13 protein-coding genes are annotated in these 17,033 nt (G+C 43.0%); 5 read left to right on the forward strand and 8 right to left on the reverse strand.

Annotated features, from left to right (window positions below):
• The first annotated feature begins 29 nt into the window (after positions 1 to 29).
• The 3 genes from K7A41_RS03600 to K7A41_RS03610 all read left to right on the forward strand — a co-directional run bounded on the left by K7A41_RS03600 (position 30) and on the right by K7A41_RS03610 (position 6,159).
• Positions 30 to 1,298 carry a Gfo/Idh/MocA family oxidoreductase gene (locus K7A41_RS03600; protein ID WP_028070656.1) on the forward strand — a complete coding sequence of 423 codons (1,269 nt, stop codon included), beginning with the start codon at positions 30 to 32 and terminating at the stop codon, positions 1,296 to 1,298.
• A 76-nt stretch (positions 1,299 to 1,374) separates the two neighbouring features.
• A complete protein-coding gene (locus tag K7A41_RS03605; RefSeq protein WP_265712645.1) occupies positions 1,375 to 4,776 on the forward strand; it encodes a family 16 glycoside hydrolase in 3,402 nt (1,133 codons plus the stop codon).
• 132 nt (positions 4,777 to 4,908) lie between these two features.
• On the forward strand, positions 4,909 to 6,159 hold the full coding sequence (locus K7A41_RS03610; protein WP_265712646.1) for an ROK family protein: 1,251 nt from the start codon (positions 4,909 to 4,911) through the stop codon (positions 6,157 to 6,159).
• Here K7A41_RS03610 and K7A41_RS03615 read toward each other — a convergent pair.
• The 8 genes from K7A41_RS03615 to K7A41_RS03650 form a co-directional block, all read right to left on the reverse strand.
• Positions 6,156 to 6,515 (reverse strand): CoA-binding protein, encoded by a 360-nt coding sequence (locus K7A41_RS03615; protein ID WP_028070658.1) that lies wholly within the window; start codon positions 6,513 to 6,515, stop codon positions 6,156 to 6,158. The two genes, K7A41_RS03610 and K7A41_RS03615, sit on opposite strands and share 4 nt — an antisense overlap.
• A gap of 21 nt (positions 6,516 to 6,536) precedes the next feature.
• The gene (locus K7A41_RS03620) at positions 6,537 to 7,727 is read right to left on the reverse strand and encodes a serine hydrolase domain-containing protein (protein WP_028070659.1); all 1,191 of its coding nucleotides are present in this window, start codon (positions 7,725 to 7,727) and stop codon (positions 6,537 to 6,539) included.
• A gap of 263 nt (positions 7,728 to 7,990) precedes the next feature.
• A complete protein-coding gene (locus K7A41_RS03625; RefSeq protein WP_265712647.1) occupies positions 7,991 to 9,634 on the reverse strand; it encodes a pyruvate dehydrogenase complex dihydrolipoamide acetyltransferase in 1,644 nt (547 codons plus the stop codon).
• A 29-nt stretch (positions 9,635 to 9,663) separates the two neighbouring features.
• Positions 9,664 to 10,659 (reverse strand): pyruvate dehydrogenase (acetyl-transferring) E1 component subunit alpha, encoded by a 996-nt coding sequence (pdhA, locus tag K7A41_RS03630; RefSeq protein ID WP_028070661.1) that lies wholly within the window; start codon positions 10,657 to 10,659, stop codon positions 9,664 to 9,666.
• A 243-nt stretch (positions 10,660 to 10,902) separates the two neighbouring features.
• Complete coding sequence (gene hisS / locus K7A41_RS03635; RefSeq protein ID WP_265712648.1) at positions 10,903 to 12,285, reverse strand: histidine--tRNA ligase; 1,383 nt, start codon at positions 12,283 to 12,285, stop codon at positions 10,903 to 10,905.
• 24 nt (positions 12,286 to 12,309) lie between these two features.
• Positions 12,310 to 13,050, reverse strand: coding sequence for a ribonuclease III (gene rnc / locus K7A41_RS03640; protein ID WP_028070663.1), 741 nt, complete (start codon positions 13,048 to 13,050; stop codon positions 12,310 to 12,312).
• A gap of 84 nt (positions 13,051 to 13,134) precedes the next feature.
• On the reverse strand, positions 13,135 to 14,388 hold the full coding sequence (gene fabF / locus K7A41_RS03645; protein WP_265712649.1) for a beta-ketoacyl-ACP synthase II: 1,254 nt from the start codon (positions 14,386 to 14,388) through the stop codon (positions 13,135 to 13,137).
• A 27-nt stretch (positions 14,389 to 14,415) separates the two neighbouring features.
• Positions 14,416 to 14,652: an acyl carrier protein gene (locus tag K7A41_RS03650; protein ID WP_028070665.1), complete on the reverse strand. Its 237-nt coding sequence runs from the start codon at positions 14,650 to 14,652 to the stop codon at positions 14,416 to 14,418.
• 288 nt (positions 14,653 to 14,940) lie between these two features.
• Between K7A41_RS03650 and K7A41_RS03655 the strand changes: the two genes are divergently transcribed.
• Complete coding sequence (locus tag K7A41_RS03655) at positions 14,941 to 15,435, forward strand: IPExxxVDY family protein (protein WP_232048638.1); 495 nt, start codon at positions 14,941 to 14,943, stop codon at positions 15,433 to 15,435.
• A 135-nt stretch (positions 15,436 to 15,570) separates the two neighbouring features.
• Complete coding sequence (gene pyk, locus K7A41_RS03660) at positions 15,571 to 16,998, forward strand: pyruvate kinase (protein ID WP_028070667.1); 1,428 nt, start codon at positions 15,571 to 15,573, stop codon at positions 16,996 to 16,998.
• Positions 16,999 to 17,033 lie beyond the last annotated feature (35 nt).

Genomic DNA, 17,033 nt, shown 5'->3' on the forward strand with positions numbered 1-17,033 from the left:
TCAATTATAAAACAACTAATCCAACCAACATGAAAGAAAAGAATTCGTCGAGGCGTGATTTCATTAAAAAATCAGCAATAGGTGCTGCGGCATTTTCTATTGTACCACGCTTTGTACTTGGGGGCCAAGGATATCTTGCTCCAAGCGATCATCTAACCAAAGGCGTAATTGGCGTCGGTAATATGGGACGTGGACACTTCGGTTACGCAGGTACGAAAACAGTAGCCATCTGTGACGTAGACAAAACTCATCTTGCAGCAGCTCAAAGAGACCTTGGGGGTGGCGTAACAGAATATCATGATTTTCGGGAGCTCATTAAATCACCAGAAGTGGATATTGTCCACATTGCAACTCCACCGCATTGGCACGGCCTGATGTCCATTGAAGCAGCAAAAGCGGGTAAAGACATTTGGTGTGAAAAGCCGATGACACGGACTATCGGCGAAGGAAAAAAGGTGAAAGAAGCAATCGCACAACATGGCAACATGTTTCGCCTGAACACCTGGTTTCGCTTCAAAGATGATTTTTATGGAATGAATGTACCGGTCAGCAAAATCAAAAAACTTGTTGACACGGGCATGTTGGGCTGGCCACTAAAGGTGACCATCAGTAAGCATACGGGTTTCGACTGGAAATTCTACTGGGTAGGCAAAGAAAATCTGCCGGAGGAGCAGGTTCCTGCTGAACTGGATTATGATTTCTGGTTAGGTCCGGCCCCGTATAAACCATACAACAAGCACCGCGTACATACTACCTTTAGAGGCTATTGGGATTATGATGGCGGTGGATTAGGAGATATGGGCCAGCACTATATGGACCCTGTTCAATATTTTCTTGGAAAAGATAACGAGAGCCCTGTCAGCGTAGACGTGGACGCCCCCCAGCAGCACCCTGACGCCGTCGGAACCTGGAGACGAATTACATTTACGTATGCCGACGGATGCCAGATCATCCTGGACGGAGAGGCTAAAGATGAAAAAGCCGCTTATATCGAGGGGCCGAACGGGAAATTATATCGAGGATTTAAATCGGATATCCCTGATCTCGAACGAAAGCTTGCACAATATCCCGAACCAGCTCCGCAAATTACCGACTTTCTGGAATCCGTACGAACACGGGAAAAATTTGCACTGAATGAAATAAATGGACACCGTTCCTGCACACTTGTCAATATGGGATTAGCTGCACTACGGCTGAATAGATCATTAAAATACGACTCCCAAAAAGAGCAGTTTATCGATGATGATGCAGCAAACCGGTTAATCGATCAACCAATGCGAGGTCCTTGGTCCATCTAACCATTATAATTCAGGTAAAAAGACAAACAATATCTATATCGCGCTCCCGTGAGCCGACAAATGAAAAAATAACCAGATGAAAAAGATATTTAACTCGCTGGCCGTTTTGCTCCTCATCTCAGGAGCTTCCTACGCCCAGCAGCCACAAAATAGAACCACAGCCACAAAAATAGCTGATGTTTTAGCCCAGCAACCCGCTGAAGAAAAAGAAAAATTTCTGCTGGCCATGCATGAGCTAGAAGGATTTACATCCGACGATATTGTCGCTTTCTTAAAAGGGCTAAAAGCCCCCGGCAGCAACAACGCGCCAATTGAATTTGCTGCCAACAGCTATTCCTTCTATGTGAACCAACCTGGAAAGGAACAGCAAAAAAGAGTATTTGTCGAAGGGCTTGCTAAAGCACTGTCGCAGCTCAGCGAACCCACAAACCAGGTGTTTGCATTACGTCTATTACGTCAATGTGCTGACAATTCGGCTATCCCCGCTGTCGCAAATTGCCTTACCAACGATTATCTGGCAGATGCCGCCGCAAGAACGCTCGTTTCCATAGGCAGCAATGAATCTGCTGCTGCCTTAGAAAAAGCACTGTCCACTTCCGCTACAGAAAAGACCGCTATCGCTATTGTCACTGCTCTTGGCGACTTAAAAGTTAAAAGCACCGAAAACACTATTTTGGAGCTCACCCAGAAATATAATTCAGATAGCTTCCAGCGTACTGCCCTGATCGCCCTAAGTAAGATCGGCGGAACAGCTTCTGCGTCTCTATTTGAACATAAATTAGACGACGCAGCCTATGGCTACGACAAATTCGATGCGGTAGGACTGGGTATTGATTATGCACAGTCATTGATCGATAATCAGCACGAAAAGGAAGCGGTTAAATTCCTGAATAAATTTTTCCAGGAATCACAAAAAGCAAAATCCGTCAACGGGCAGTTTGCGTCTCTAAAACTGTTAGCCGCTATTGATTCTAAAAAGCAGAAAAAAAATTTATTGACCGCTGTAAAAAGTGACAACGGCGCCTACCGTAATCTTGCACTACAATTGCTCGGAAAATACGGCAATGGCGGAGATGCAAAAAGCCTGCTGTCACTCGCTAGTAAGGCTAGCCCGGACGTACAGGAAAGTGTATTGAACTACTTGGCGCACAATGGTTCGGCGGCCAGCCTAAACCAGATACAGGCGTTGGTCGCTAAGACAACATCCCCCGCCACGAAGCTCGCCGGCTTAAATGCGATACACACGCTCTCACAGGGCAAGGAAACCAACACCTTGATACAGGCGCTTGATACAGACCAGGAATTCAACAGTTCAGTCAAGGCGCTTATCCTTTCTTCAAAGGATGCGAATGCCATCAGTGAGGTCAACAATGCACTTGCGACTGTTGATGACAATAAAAAAATTCAATTGCTCGATATTCTGAGCAAACGATCCAACAATGCGTCGTCTAAGGCAGTATTAGCCATAAAAACAACAAATCCAGCTGTAGAAGAAGCTATTTATAAAGCCGTGCCAAACGTGGCACAAGAATCGGATCTGGAAGAGCTCTTCAATAGACTGAACAGTACCAACGATGCAAAAGCCGCAGGATTATTACAGAAAGCAATTGTCAATGTCATCCAGTCAAGTAACAATGCGAAATCTCTGACCGGAAAACTTGCTGCAAATATCTCCAAATCGGCGGCTCCGGGCGCAGGTAAATATTTCCCTATTTTTGCCGGTCTGGGAGACGATCAGTCGCTGCAGGCTGTCAAGAACTATGTCAGCAGCAACAATCCAGACTTAAGGTCCGCAGCTATTGTCTCTTTGGCAAACTGGTCAACGGCCAACACATTACCGGAACTTGTATCATTGTCCAGAACAGAAACAGACGCCAATTTATTCAACACCGTCTATAGGGGACTGATTAAATCTATTTCCTCTTCAGCAAATACGCCCGACCAGAAAACACTTTTACTCCGGGACGCATTTAGTGTCGCCAAGACGGCAGAACAAAAGAAAGCTGCGCTCACAGCGCTGCAGCCGACAGGTACTTATCAGGCGTTCATTTTTGCTGCCAACAACATGAATGATCCGCAGCTTGGCGAAGCCGCAGCCAATACGGCCATGAACATTGCTATGGACAATAAGCATTACGGAAGCAAAGTCAGAGAAGTACTGGAACAGGTGATCGGCAAATTGTCTGGCAGTGAAAGCGGTTATCTCAAAGAAGCAGTGGTTCGCTATCTATCCGAAATGCCAGCCAAAGAAGGTTATGTGTCGCTTTTCAATGGCAAAGATCTTACCGGTTGGAAGGGACTGGTCGCAGATCCGATAAAAAGAAGTAAAATGAATGCGAAGACACTGGCCGCCGAACAGGCCAAAGCAGATGAAATCATGCGAAAGGGCTGGTCAGTCTCCAATGGTGAGATCGTTTTCAACGGCAAAGGAGATAATCTCGCCACCGTCAAACAGTATGGAGACTTTGAAATGCTTGTCGACTGGAAATTGGAAAACTATGGTGGTGTAGAGGGTGATGCCGGAATCTATTTGAGAGGTACTCCACAAGTACAAATCTGGGATATTGCCAATACAAGAGTAGGTGCCCAAGTTGGCTCTGGCGGGTTATATAACAATCAAAAAAATGAAAGCAAACCCCTCAAGGTTGCGGATAATGCCACTGGCGAATGGAACACTTTCAAAATAAAAATGCTGGATGATAAAGTCAGCGTCTGGCTAAACGGTCAGCTCGTCACGGACAATGTTCCCCTCGAAAATTACTGGGACCGGAATCAATCCATTTTCCCAACGGAACAGATTGAGCTGCAAGCCCACGGATCAGTCGTTTATTATCGAGATCTTTACATCAAGGAATTTCCGAGAAAACAGATTTTTAAATTAAGCGAGCAAGAAAGAAAGGACGGGTTTGAGGTTCTGTTTGATGGCACCAATCTGGATAAATGGACAGAAAATAAAGCATATGTAGTCAATGACGAAGGCTATATATGGGTCTATCCGAATGCTAAATTTGGTGGCAACCTCTACACAAAAGAAGAATATGCAGACTTTATCTACCGCTTTGACTTCAAATTGACACCGGGTGCCAATAATGGTGTAGGTATCCGTGCACCTCTGGAAGGAGATGCTGCGTACGAAGCCATGGAGATACAGGTACTTGACGATGGAGCTGACGTATATAAGGATCTAAAACCCTATCAGTACCACGGTTCAATTTACGGTGTGGTGACCGCCAAAAAAGGTCACTTAAAACCACTTGGCGAATGGAATTCCGAGGAAATCTATGTGAAAGGCAACCGCGTGAAAGTGACGTTGAACGGCACCGTTATCGTTGATGCTGATATCGCTGAAGCAAGCAAAAACGGAACCTTGGATGGAAAAAAACACCCCGGCCTAAAACGCACAAGCGGTCATATCGGCTTCTTGGGGCATGGAACAGAAGTATTCTTCAAAGATATACGGGTTAAAAGACTCAAATAATCTCCAGGGCTGCAACAAAACGGGGATAAGGCATCTTATCCCCGTTTTGTTAAAAAGCACCTTGTTAGCCGGCGAAATCCAAAACTTTTATTAAATTAACGACCTGGGATTCTAATTCAAAATATATGTTTTATGACAAAAGCCGTAAACCTACTGATTAACAAGAAATTGGAAAGCAAACCCGAGAAGAAGAATTTGCTCAATAAAATTTCTATTATAAAATTAATAGCCGAATTAGGATCTGTATCAGTAAACGACATTGTAAAAAATCTTTTTTTAAGCCTTCCGACAGTCAATAGCCTCATTGCTGAACTATTGGATGATAACATTATCCGCCAATTCGATAAAGGGGAATCCATTGGCGGCCGCAAGCCCAATCTCTACCGCTTGTGCGACGGACTGTTTCAGGTGTTGTGCATTGAGCTACAGCGCTTTTCTATCACCCTGAGTGTCATGGACAACAATCAAAACAGCATTGCCGAAACGGTTGAACTGGACAACGAACTTTCCCGTAATGCCGACAACCTTAATGACATCAGGCAGATTATTGACCAATATATTGTGGACAGATCGATAGATATGGACAACCTGACGGGCATTATTATTAGTATGCCCGGCTTGATCAATGCGGAATTGGGCACCAATGAGACATTTTTACATGACGATAATCAATCCATTACGGCCTATTTTGAAGAAAAGTATAAAAAACCAGTATATATACTAAACGACGTGAAAGGGGCAGCCTATGCTGAACTAAAATTTGGATTAGCGAAGAACACCCGAAATAGCCTGATCATACTGATGGACTGGGGTATTGGTCTGGGGATAGTCTCTAATGGAGAGGTGTACCTGGGCAGAGACGGTTACTCCGGCGAAGTAGGCCACATGCCTTTTATCGATAATGGCGAACTCTGCTATTGTGGAAAAAGAGGGTGTCTTGAAACTGTAGCTTCAGGGATAGCACTGGTCAATAATGCCAAACAGGAAATTCAGCATGGTGAACTCACCAAGTTAAATGAACTTAAAAAAGAAGAGCTGGATCATTTAACACCCTCGCATATCATTGAGGCCGCTCACAAAGGAGATCAATTTGCCATTAACCAAATTTCAAAGTTAGGCACAAATTTGGGAAAAGCATTTGCTTCACTCATTCAGCTACTCAATCCTGAATTGATCGTCCTGGGTGGCAAGATAGCCAAAGCAAATGAATTGATTACCATACCTATACAACAAGCCATCAATTCCTACACCATGGCGATACTAAAAGAGCATTGTGAGATCAAGGTCTCCAGCTTGAATCTAGACAGCAACACCGTCGGATTGACGAACTATTTTATCACAAAATACCTGTCTGACGAACTGCTGCAGAAATCGAAAAATTAAAATTGCCCTGTACTCAATAAAACCAGAGTACAGGCTCTTTCCGTTTTAATACCATTCTCCATCGCCAATTGCTCCAGCTCCGGGTTTTCAGCTCCGGGATTAAAGATAATACGCCTCGGCTTGGTCGCCAAAATATAGTCGTAGTACTCTTCCTGATTTCGCTCGCTTAGATACATGGTCACCGTATCAATGTCCGTATACACTCTATTTTTCTTCTCAATGGGGACACCTGCTGCCTCCCCGCCGCTCAGGCCGATGTTAACGATATCATGTCCATGTCTGCGCAGCATATTCGCAGCTTTATAGGAATACCTAGAAGGGTTTGTACTTGCACCTAAAATCAATGTCTTTTTCATCCGCCTAACTATATGTTTAATTTATTCGTCTATTATGAAATCACCATGGGAGCTATATGCATTCTTCCGTAAAACGGGCATGCCCAATATTTTGTATAGCTCGTCCAATTTCACCAAACTGCCGTTTGTCATATTCGAAAGCAGGACTATAACAATATTTCGTTTCAGATCCCGTACATAAATATGGCGAAAACCGTGCCACCATCCCGTATGATAGACGATATGATCGCTTCCATGTTCAAAAGTACGCCATCCGTATCCGTAGCTAAAAATACCTTTTTTGGCATCTGGGTATCCTCTATATGCCGAGTCCAAAGTCGACTGTTTCAACAAGCGTCCATCCCGGAGCGCCAGGTCAAAACGATAAAGATCACGTACTGAACTATATATCCCCTTATCGCCTAGTGGCCCATCCTGAAAATTCTGTACTACCGACCTTCTCCAGACCTTGTCGTGCCCAATCACATTGGTAGGGATCTTGTCATAAACAGCTTTAGATAATGCAGCGGTGTTTGTCATTCCCGCAACATTGAAGACACTATCCTTCATATAGGTGGCATAATCCTGCTTCATCACTTTTTCAATAATCGCTCCTAACACCATAAAATTGGAATTATTATAGAAAAAACGGCCGCCGGGAGCACCATACCTATTGGGTTTAAATTCGGTGAGCATCTTCATCACATCTTGATTAGTCATGCCTTTCTTTCTATCGGGCCAATGTTTCTCCGAAAAGTATACATAGTTAGGCAGCCCCGAACGATGTGTCAACAACATTTTAACGGTAATGCCCGGATAGGGAAAGTCGGGATAAAAATCATTGATCGTCTGATCGAGACGCAGCTTTCCTGCCTCTACCAATTTCAGAACACCGACGGCGGTAAGCGGTTTGGAGACAGAAGCCAGTTCAAACTTGTCATCGATTTTTAAACTATCTCTCTTTAAATAGTTGGCCCAGCCGAAAGTATTCTGATAGAGAATTTTGCCATCTTTGGCAATAAGCACGTTTCCATTAAATGCAGATCGTGTATGCAGGTTTTTCATGAAAGCGTCGATCCTCTGATCCGCTTCCTGTGGATTGTAAACAAGTCTTGTACTGTCTATCTTTGCTTGCGCTATTGCGGCTTCTTTTTGCTTTTTCTCTTTTGAACTACAGGCGATTGTAGACGCCAACAAAAGAGCTACCATTCCCTTTAAAAAAAATAATTTCACGTAAGTATCTCCCGGATTTTCTATTTTCTGTTATATCTGCGCTCCCTCACTACTGCAGGAATGCTGTGTTTTATATCGACATTTAGTCGACCGCTACTGTCTTTGCTGATCAGAACGATCAGTTTTTTATCCCGATTCTCAACAAAGAATCCAGTCTCAGGATAATAATGCTAAAATGAAGAATTTAGTATAAAAAAACGAATTTTAGGGCAAAAAAAAGCCACTTTATTGCTAAAGTGGCCAATATTTGCTTGCCTGAGGAATTACGCCAATAATCTCACTGGATTTTCCACCAAAGCTTTTAAAGTCTGTAAAAACGCAGCACCTGTTGCACCATCCACTACACGGTGGTCACAACCTAGTGTTACTTTCATCACATTACCAGGTACCACAGCACCATTTTTTACAACAGGAACAGCTTGAATAGCTCCTACTGATAAGATGGCTCCATCCGGAGAGTTGATAATCGACGTAAATTCGTCAATACCAAACATACCTAAATTGGAAACAGTGAATGTAGATCCTTCCCAATCCGAAGGTTGCAATTTCTTCGCTTTCGCTTTCTGTGCGAAATCTTTCACCTCAGCAGAGATGTGAGATAAAGATTTGCCATCAGCAAAGCGAACGACAGGCACCAACAAACCATCTTCAACAGCCATTGCTACACCGATGTTAGTATGTTCGTTAAAGCGGATTTTATCTCCCTGCCAAGATGAGTTAACGGCAGGATGCTTTTTCAGGGCCACCGCCACTGCTTTCACAACGATATCATTAAATGAAACTTTTACCGGCGCTACCTCATTGATCTGAGCACGTGCAGCCATGGCATTGTCCATATCGATGGATACGGTCAGATAGAAATGTGGTGCTGTAAACAATGATTCAGACAAACGGCGTGCGATTGTTTTACGCATTTGGTTTACAGGTTTCTCCGTGTAACGTTCTTCGCCAACATAAGTAGGCAATGTGATCGCTTTGGTCTCACTAGCCGGAGCCTCAGCCGCTTTCGTTTCCGCCGGTTTAGCTGCAGCCGGAACGAAGGATTCGACATCTTTCTTAACGATGCGGCCACCATCTGCCGAGCCTTTGATATCACTCAAGTTGATGCCTTTTTCTTTTGCTATTTTACGCGCCAAAGGTGATGCTTTAACACGGGCGTCGTCATTTTGATCCGAAGAGGTAGATGCCGAAACAGAAGATTCTGCCACTGCTGCCTCTGCCTTCGGAGCTGCTGCTGTTTCTGCTTTTGCAGGAGCAGACTTTTGATTTAACAATGGAGTAATGTCAGTTCCAGCAGGGCCAACAATGGCGATAATGTCATTTACCTTCGCCGCCTGACCCGCTTCAACCCCAATATACAACAAGGTACCGTCTGCATAAGCAGTCACTTCCATTGTCGCTTTATCCGTTTCTACATCAGCAATAGCATCATCCGATTTGATGGTATCGCCAACTTTAAAATTCCATTGTGCGATCACACCTTCTTTCATGGTATCACTCAACAACGGCATTGTAATGACTGTACAGCCCAAGTCTTCCGGACTAACATTACTTGCTGACGCAGCATCTGCCCCCGCGACTTCCGCTGTTTTCTCTTCTGCAGCACTTTCCGGAGCCTTTTCTGCTGCTGCAGGAGCGCTATCATTCAGTAACGACTGGAAATCCTCACCTGGTTCTCCTAAAACAGCGATAACAGCATCAATTGCAACCGCCTCGCCTTCTTTAGGACCTATATATAAAAGAGTACCTTCTTGGTAAGACTCAAAGTCCATGGTGGCTTTATCTGTTTCGATTTCAGCTACCAAGTCACCAGAATTTACTTTATCACCGACTTTTTTGTGCCATTTAGCGATGACCCCTTCGGTCATTGTGTCGCTCATTTTCGGCATTCTTACTACTTCAGCCATTCTTTGTTATATTATCAAGTTAAAGAGTATTAATCTAAAATAAATGGATAGTCTTGTTGCACATATACATCTTTGTACAATTCGTCTGCTTCCGGATAAGGAGATTCTTCTGCAAATTTAACCGACTCCTCAACAACCTTTTTCACACCAGCTTCCACCTCAGCAAACCAAGCTTCATCGGCATAGTTGTTTTCCAAAATAGCATGTTTTGTCGACAATAAAGGATCGCGGTCTTTGTAGGCTTCCAGTTCTTCTTTGGTACGATACTTTGCAGGATCTGACATCGAGTGACCTTTATAACGATAAGTACGGATCTCAAGGAACGTCGGACCTTCTCCCGCACGTGCACGCTGTACGGCCTCATCCATCGCGTTGTGTACAGCAACCACATCCATACCGTCTACCGGAGCAGAAGGCATGTCAAAACCCAATCCCATTTTGTAGATGTCCTGCATGTTGGTCGTACGTTGTACAGAAGTACCCATAGCATAGCCGTTATTTTCACATACAAAAATTACCGGCAGCTTCCACAACATCGCCATATTAAGCGTTTCATTGAAGGCACCCTGACGTACAGCTCCATCTCCCATATAACAGATATTTACGTTATCTGTGCCCAAATATTTCTCGGCAAATGCAATCCCTGCACCCAATGGAATCTGACCACCGACAATACCGTGTCCACCCATGAATTTATGCTCTTTGGAAAAGAAGTGCATAGAACCTCCTTTGCCTTTTGAACAGCCTGTAATCTTTCCGAATAGCTCGGCCATACATGCATTTGCAGAAACGCCTTTTGCCAAAGCATGAGCGTGATCACGATAAGCAGTGATTAAAGAATCTTCAGGCCTGATCACAGACATCGTACCAGCGACCACAGCCTCCTGTCCTATGTACAAGTGACAGAAACCACGAATCTTTTGCTGTCCATAAAGTTGACCTGCTTTTTCTTCAAACTTACGCATAAGTAACATAGACTTATACCACTCCAAATATGTCTCTTTTGTTATAGGTGTTGAACTCATTTCAAAGTTTTGATTTTCTTACTATTCTAGACGACAAATCTAATAATTTTGGACGAATTTCCTTTGCCAAAAATCAATTTTATTTATACTTTAAGACACTTCTAAGACATTTGATTTAAAGTATATAGCAATTTGTAGCAAATAAATGAACGGCACAATCAAACAAATCAAAAACTTATGAAAATAAAAAAGCCAAAGGACATCATAATCATTTGGCTTAAACATTTTTATACAAACACTTTGCTATTGCAATTTTTGAATCAGCTCGCTTTCGGTCACTTGGATCTGCTCCCCACTTTCCATGTCTTTGAGCGACAGTTGCCCTGACTTAACTTCTTCATCTCCCACCAGTAATACATAGGGGATTCCCTTGGCATCCGCATAACCCATCTGCTTTTTCAGTTTTACCGGCGCAGCATAGAGCTCCGCAGCAATACCTTCTTGACGGAGCTTGTTCAGTAACGGCAATGTATGTACTTCCAGCCCTTTATCAAAATTGATAATCAATAGCTTGGTCGAGTCTGCCCGATTTTCTGGAAACAACTGCAGCTCTTCCAGCACATCATAAATACGATCGGCACCGAATGAAATCCCAGCTCCCGTGAGACCTTTCAAACCGAACATCCCCGTGAGATCATCATACCTTCCACCTCCGCCGATACTGCCCATGGCAACCTCGTTGGTCTTGACCTCAAAAATACAGCCGGTATAGTAGTTAAGCCCTCTGGCTAAGGTAATATCCAAATCAATGATACGGCTCAACAGTTCGGCATCTCCGCCCAATTTGGCAACATAGTCAAAGACCTCCTCAATTTCAGCCACCCCTTTTAATCCCGTAGAAGAATCTGCCAGTATTGATCTTAGTGCATCCAGCTTTTCTGTATTTGAACCTTCCAATAAAATGATCGGCTTTAGCACTTCCAGATCAGCTGCTGTAAATCCTCTTTCCAGCAATTCCTTATTCACGCCGTCCAATCCGATCTTATCCAGCTTATCAATCGCAACGGTCATATCTACGATAAGCTCAGGCCTCCCTATAATCTCTGCTATTCCCGACAGGATTTTCCGGTTATTGATTTTGATGTTGAAATCTTTTAATCCAAAGCGTTCGAATGCTTCCCTATAGATTAGGATAAACTCGGCTTCGTTCAATAAGCTTTCCGATCCTACCACATCGACATCACATTGATAAAATTCACGGTACCTTCCACGTTGTGGGCGGTCCGCACGCCATACCGGCTGTACCTGAAAACGCTTAAAGGGTAATGCGATATCATTTTGATGCATCACGACAAAACGCGCGAAGGGCACCGTAAGATCGTACCGCAATGCTTTTTCCGACAGGTGTGAAATGAGTTTATTGGAGTTTTTCTCCTGAAGAAGAGCGTCCGGAGCCTTTGCCAGATAGTCCCCCGAATTCAGAATTTTAAAGATTAGCTTATCCCCCTCATCGCCATATTTACCGGTTAGCGTGGTTAAGTTTTCAAATGAAGGAGTTTGTATTTCGTTGTAGCCATATTTTTTAAACACACGTTTCAGCGTGTCAAAAATATAGTTACGCCTGATCATTTCGGAAGGCGAAAAATCACGGGTTCCTTTCGCCAAAGAAGGTTTTACTGTTGCCATATCCGGCAAAGTTAATAAAAACCTTTATTCCACTTCCAGTATTTTTAGAAATTCGCAAGCTTTTTCAGCCGCGAGTTTTTCCGCAGACTTTTTATTGAAATCACGTCCCAGACCACATACCACACCATCCACCACAGCTTCGACGCTGAACATCTTGGATGATTCTCCCTCCGGATTATCCGTCTGCTGGAATACGATTTCCTTGCCGGTGTGCTGGCACCATTCAATTAAACGACTTTTGAAATTTGTCTCTGTCTGTTCCAGAAGCTGGATATCAACATGGGGTTTGATAATGCGGTTCAGCAAAAAGTTCTTGGTAAACGTATAGCCTTTATCCAGGTATACTGCACCGATAAGGGCTTCGAATGCATCCCCAAGTAACGACCCCTGTTTATTTGGGAAACTGATCATTCGCGCATCGAACTGGATCAGCTCGTTAAATCCCAATTTTCTCGAGAGCTGATTCAGATTGGCCCGGCTGACAATTTTGGAACGCATCTCAGTCAGAAAGCCTTCATCCTTATATGGATATTTTTTAAACAGCAATTCCGCGACAACAGATCCCAGAACGGCGTCACCCAGAAATTCCAGGCGCTCATTGCTATTCTTGGCTCCCTCCTTGATTGTCACAGCGACAGACTTGTGCCTGAACGCCATCTTATACAGATGTACATTCCCAGGAACAAATCCAAGCAGGTTTTTCAGTTTTCTAACGTATTCCCGGTCGGTTGAAATATATAACTTATATATCCTTGAAAAAGGCATCTTATCTAAAAATAAGGCGACAAGTCCTACTCAAAGAACCTGTCGCTAACTCATATGATCAAACCATGTTTGAAGGATCAAACATTAAGCTTTATATTTTTTTACAATGACGGTAGCATTGTGACCACCAAACCCAAATGTGTTGCTCAATGCCGCATTTACGGTACGTTTTTGCGCTTGGTTGAATGTAAAGTTCAATTTATTATCTATTTCCGGATCGTCCGTAAAATGGTTTATTGTCGGTGGCACAATATCATTCTGTACCGCCAAAATAGAGGCGATTGCTTCAATAGCACCCGCAGCTCCCAAAAGGTGTCCGGTCATTGATTTCGTCGAACTGATATTCAATTTGTAAGCATGCTCACCAAACAGATCGACAATAGCTTTAGTTTCGCTAATATCGCCTACTGGCGTAGAAGTACCATGCACATTGATATAGTCAATATCTGAGAAATTCAGACTTGCATCATTGACAGCCATTGTCATGGCCAGTTTGGCACCCAAACCTTCCGGATGCGAAGCTGTAATATGATGTGCATCAGCACTCATGCCGCCCCCGGCGATTTCAGCATAGATCTTCGCTCCTCTGGCCAAGGCGTGTTCTAAACTTTCTAGAATCAAAGCGCCAGAACCTTCTCCCGAAACGAAGCCATCTCTGTCCTTATCAAAAGGGCGAGACGCTGTTTTAGGATCATCATTTCTTGTTGACAAGGCATGCATGGCATTGAAGCCGCCAATACCCGCCTCATTTACCGTTGCTTCCGAACCCCCTGTAACAATTACGTCAGCTTTTCCCAATCGGATATAGTTAAAAGCATCAATCATGGCGTTGGTTGCAGATGCGCAGGCAGACACTGCCGAAAAGTTGGGGCCACGAAGACCATGGCGCATAGAAATATGTCCAGGAGCAATATCAACAAGCATCTTGGGAATAAAAAAAGGATTGAAACGCGGTGTTCCATCCCCTTTGGCAAAGTTGGCAACCTCTTCCGTAAAAGTGGTCAGCCCCCCAATTCCCGAGCCCCAGATTACTCCAATACGATTGGTATCTAATTTTTCAAAATCTAAGCCAGCATCTTTGATTGCCTCATCAGTAGAAGCAATCGCATACTGTACAAAAGGATCGACTTTACGAGCTTCCTTACGATCCATAAAATCATGTGGATCAAACCCCTTTACCTCACACGCAAACTGAGTTTTAAATTTTGACGCATCAAAATGCGTAATAGGAGCAGCTCCGCTTACACCATTTATTAATGCCTCCCAGTAAGCCGGGACAGTATTACCAATTGGTGTAAGGGCGCCTAATCCTGTTACTACTACTCTTTTAAGCTCCATTTATTACGATTAGCCTAATTAAATTAGTTAGTTAACGTTTTTTTCTAAATAAGCGATTGCTTGACCAACAGTACCAATAGTCTCTGCTTGATCATCAGGAATAGCAACGTTGAATTCTTTTTCAAACTCCATGATCAACTCAACAGTGTCAAGTGAATCAGCACCTAAATCATTAGTGAATGAAGCTTCTGGTGTTACTTCGTTTTCGTCAACACCTAATTTTTCAACGATAATTGCTTTTACTCTTGAAGCGATATCTGACATGATTTTATAGTTTAATTGTTTAATAAATCTGTGCAAAGAAAAATAAATTTCATCAAAATTCAAACCTAAATTGATATTTAGATGAAAGTCACCATGTTAGGCAACGGAACTTATTCGCATCTTATACTAGCTAACCCACTCTATATTAACTTAGTTCAAGTATAACAAAAATTATTTTGTATTCCAAACACTCAGCTAATTAACTCAATTTTTACACAAAAAGTATATTCCGGCCTTAAAATAATTAGTACCTTCGTTAGCACAGAAACGAATAAAATTAACAATAAAGTGGTCAATAAGTTAGTAGCACGGTTAGATATGGATATGGACGAAGAACTGGATTTTATCCTGCTTGCCATCACTTGCCCGCTTAAAGATTACCGCCTCTGCCACTTCATAAATAAAGAGACGACCCTCAACTTTTCAAGAGGAAAAGAAAGCAAGTACGATCACGACGGCCGTCCTAAAAATAAATCCGAAGAGGAGCTGGAATACCATATCATCTTTGATGCCAAGAAAAAAATAAGCTACCATTTTACAGCCTTTCATTATCTTAGTCCCGACTCGGATACAGAATATTTTCTGATCAACAACAAAAGCATCGAGGGGACCTTTTTAATTCCTGAAAATCCCAATTTTGATTTCTTCATCATTATCAAGAATTATATCTGCGAAGAGGATGTGGAACATATAATCAAAAGGATCAGCAAATTACCGGAAGTCGTCATTGCAAAAGAAATATCGCCAAAAATATTGAAATCTAAAGAAAATCTCATATTTTAGCCGACCGTAGGTTAGTGTAGCAAATACACCCACCTTAAATCTAAATGAATTCGATTTAGTTTATGACAAGACACAACAATACAGCCTGCTGTTTGTTGTGATAAATGAAGAACATTAAAAAATACAAGATAACAGATGGAAAAAGTTCAAAAAAGGACTAAAATTGTCGCAACATTAGGCCCTGCTTCGGCAGACAAACAAGTTTTGACCAACATGATTGCTAAAGGGGTTGATGTGTGCCGGTTGAATTTCTCTCATGGCAGCCAGGAAGATCACCTTAAGGTAATCGAAACTATAAATGCAATTAACAGCGAAACCGGATTCAATGTGGCCATCTTAGCCGATTTACAAGGTCCCAAGATCAGAATCGGAAAAATGAAAGAAGGAGGCGCAATCCTCGTTAACGGTGCAAAAGTCGAAATTACGACCCATGAACTCATCGGAGACGAAAATAGGATCTACATTACATATGAGAACTTTCCAAACGATGTTGAAGCCAACGAAATCATATTACTTGATGACGGAAAACTTCAACTTCGTGTTTTAGAGACCAACCATAAAGATGCCGTGACCTGCGAAGTTGTGCACGGCGGCGTGTTAACATCCCGTAAAGGCGTAAATCTACCAAATACCAAAGTATCTATCCCCTCATTGACAGAAGAAGATTTAGACAATTTAAATTTTGCTCTGGACCATGGCGCTGACTGGATCGCAATGTCGTTTGTACGTTCGGCCGATGATATCGCCCAATGTAAAAAAATCATCGAAGCGAAAGGAAGCCATGCCCGCGTAATCGCCAAAATCGAAAAACCTGAAGCCATCGAAAATATTGATGCCATTATTGAAGCTACCGACGCGGTGATGGTGGCACGTGGAGATTTAGGGGTTGAACTTCCAATGGAAGAAGTGCCGGGACTGCAAAAAATCATCGTTCAAAAATGTAGAGATCTGTCTAAACCTGTTATCATCGCAACCCAGATGCTTGAAAGCATGATCACAACGCCACGTCCTACACGTGCCGAAGTGAATGATGTGGCCAATTCTGTATTGGACGGAGCAGATGCTGTCATGTTGAGTGGCGAGACTTCCGTTGGCGAATTCCCTGAAATTGTCATCGAAACCATGAGCAAAATCATTATTCACGTGGAACAAACATCTTATCCATATTATAATGAGAAAGTTAGTGAGATCCACGACGGTACCCTGATTCCTGATGCAATTTGCGCTTCATCGGTATACCTGGCACAGAAAACTGACGCTTCTGCAATCGCGGTACTGACTTCTTCTGGTGCGACGGCATTTGAGATCGCCAGCTACAGACCCAATGTGGATATCCTGGTATTCACAGGCACACAGAAATTACTGAAACAACTCAGCTTATTATGGGGTGTCAAGACATTTATCTACGATAAATTCGAAAGCACTGACGGTTCCATCCATGACGTGAATAAGTTTATCGTAAAAAACAACTATGTCAAACCGGGCTCTATTATTATCAATACAGCCTCTACACCACTGATCGAAAAAGGCAAAACAAACACCATCCGTGTTTCCCAGCTGTAATGAAACAGCAATTGAAATAAAAAACGGGGTTCTTG

Origin of the sequence: Sphingobacterium sp. InxBP1, assembly GCF_026191775.1 — a bacterium.
Taxonomy (GTDB): domain Bacteria; phylum Bacteroidota; class Bacteroidia; order Sphingobacteriales; family Sphingobacteriaceae; genus Sphingobacterium; species Sphingobacterium thalpophilum.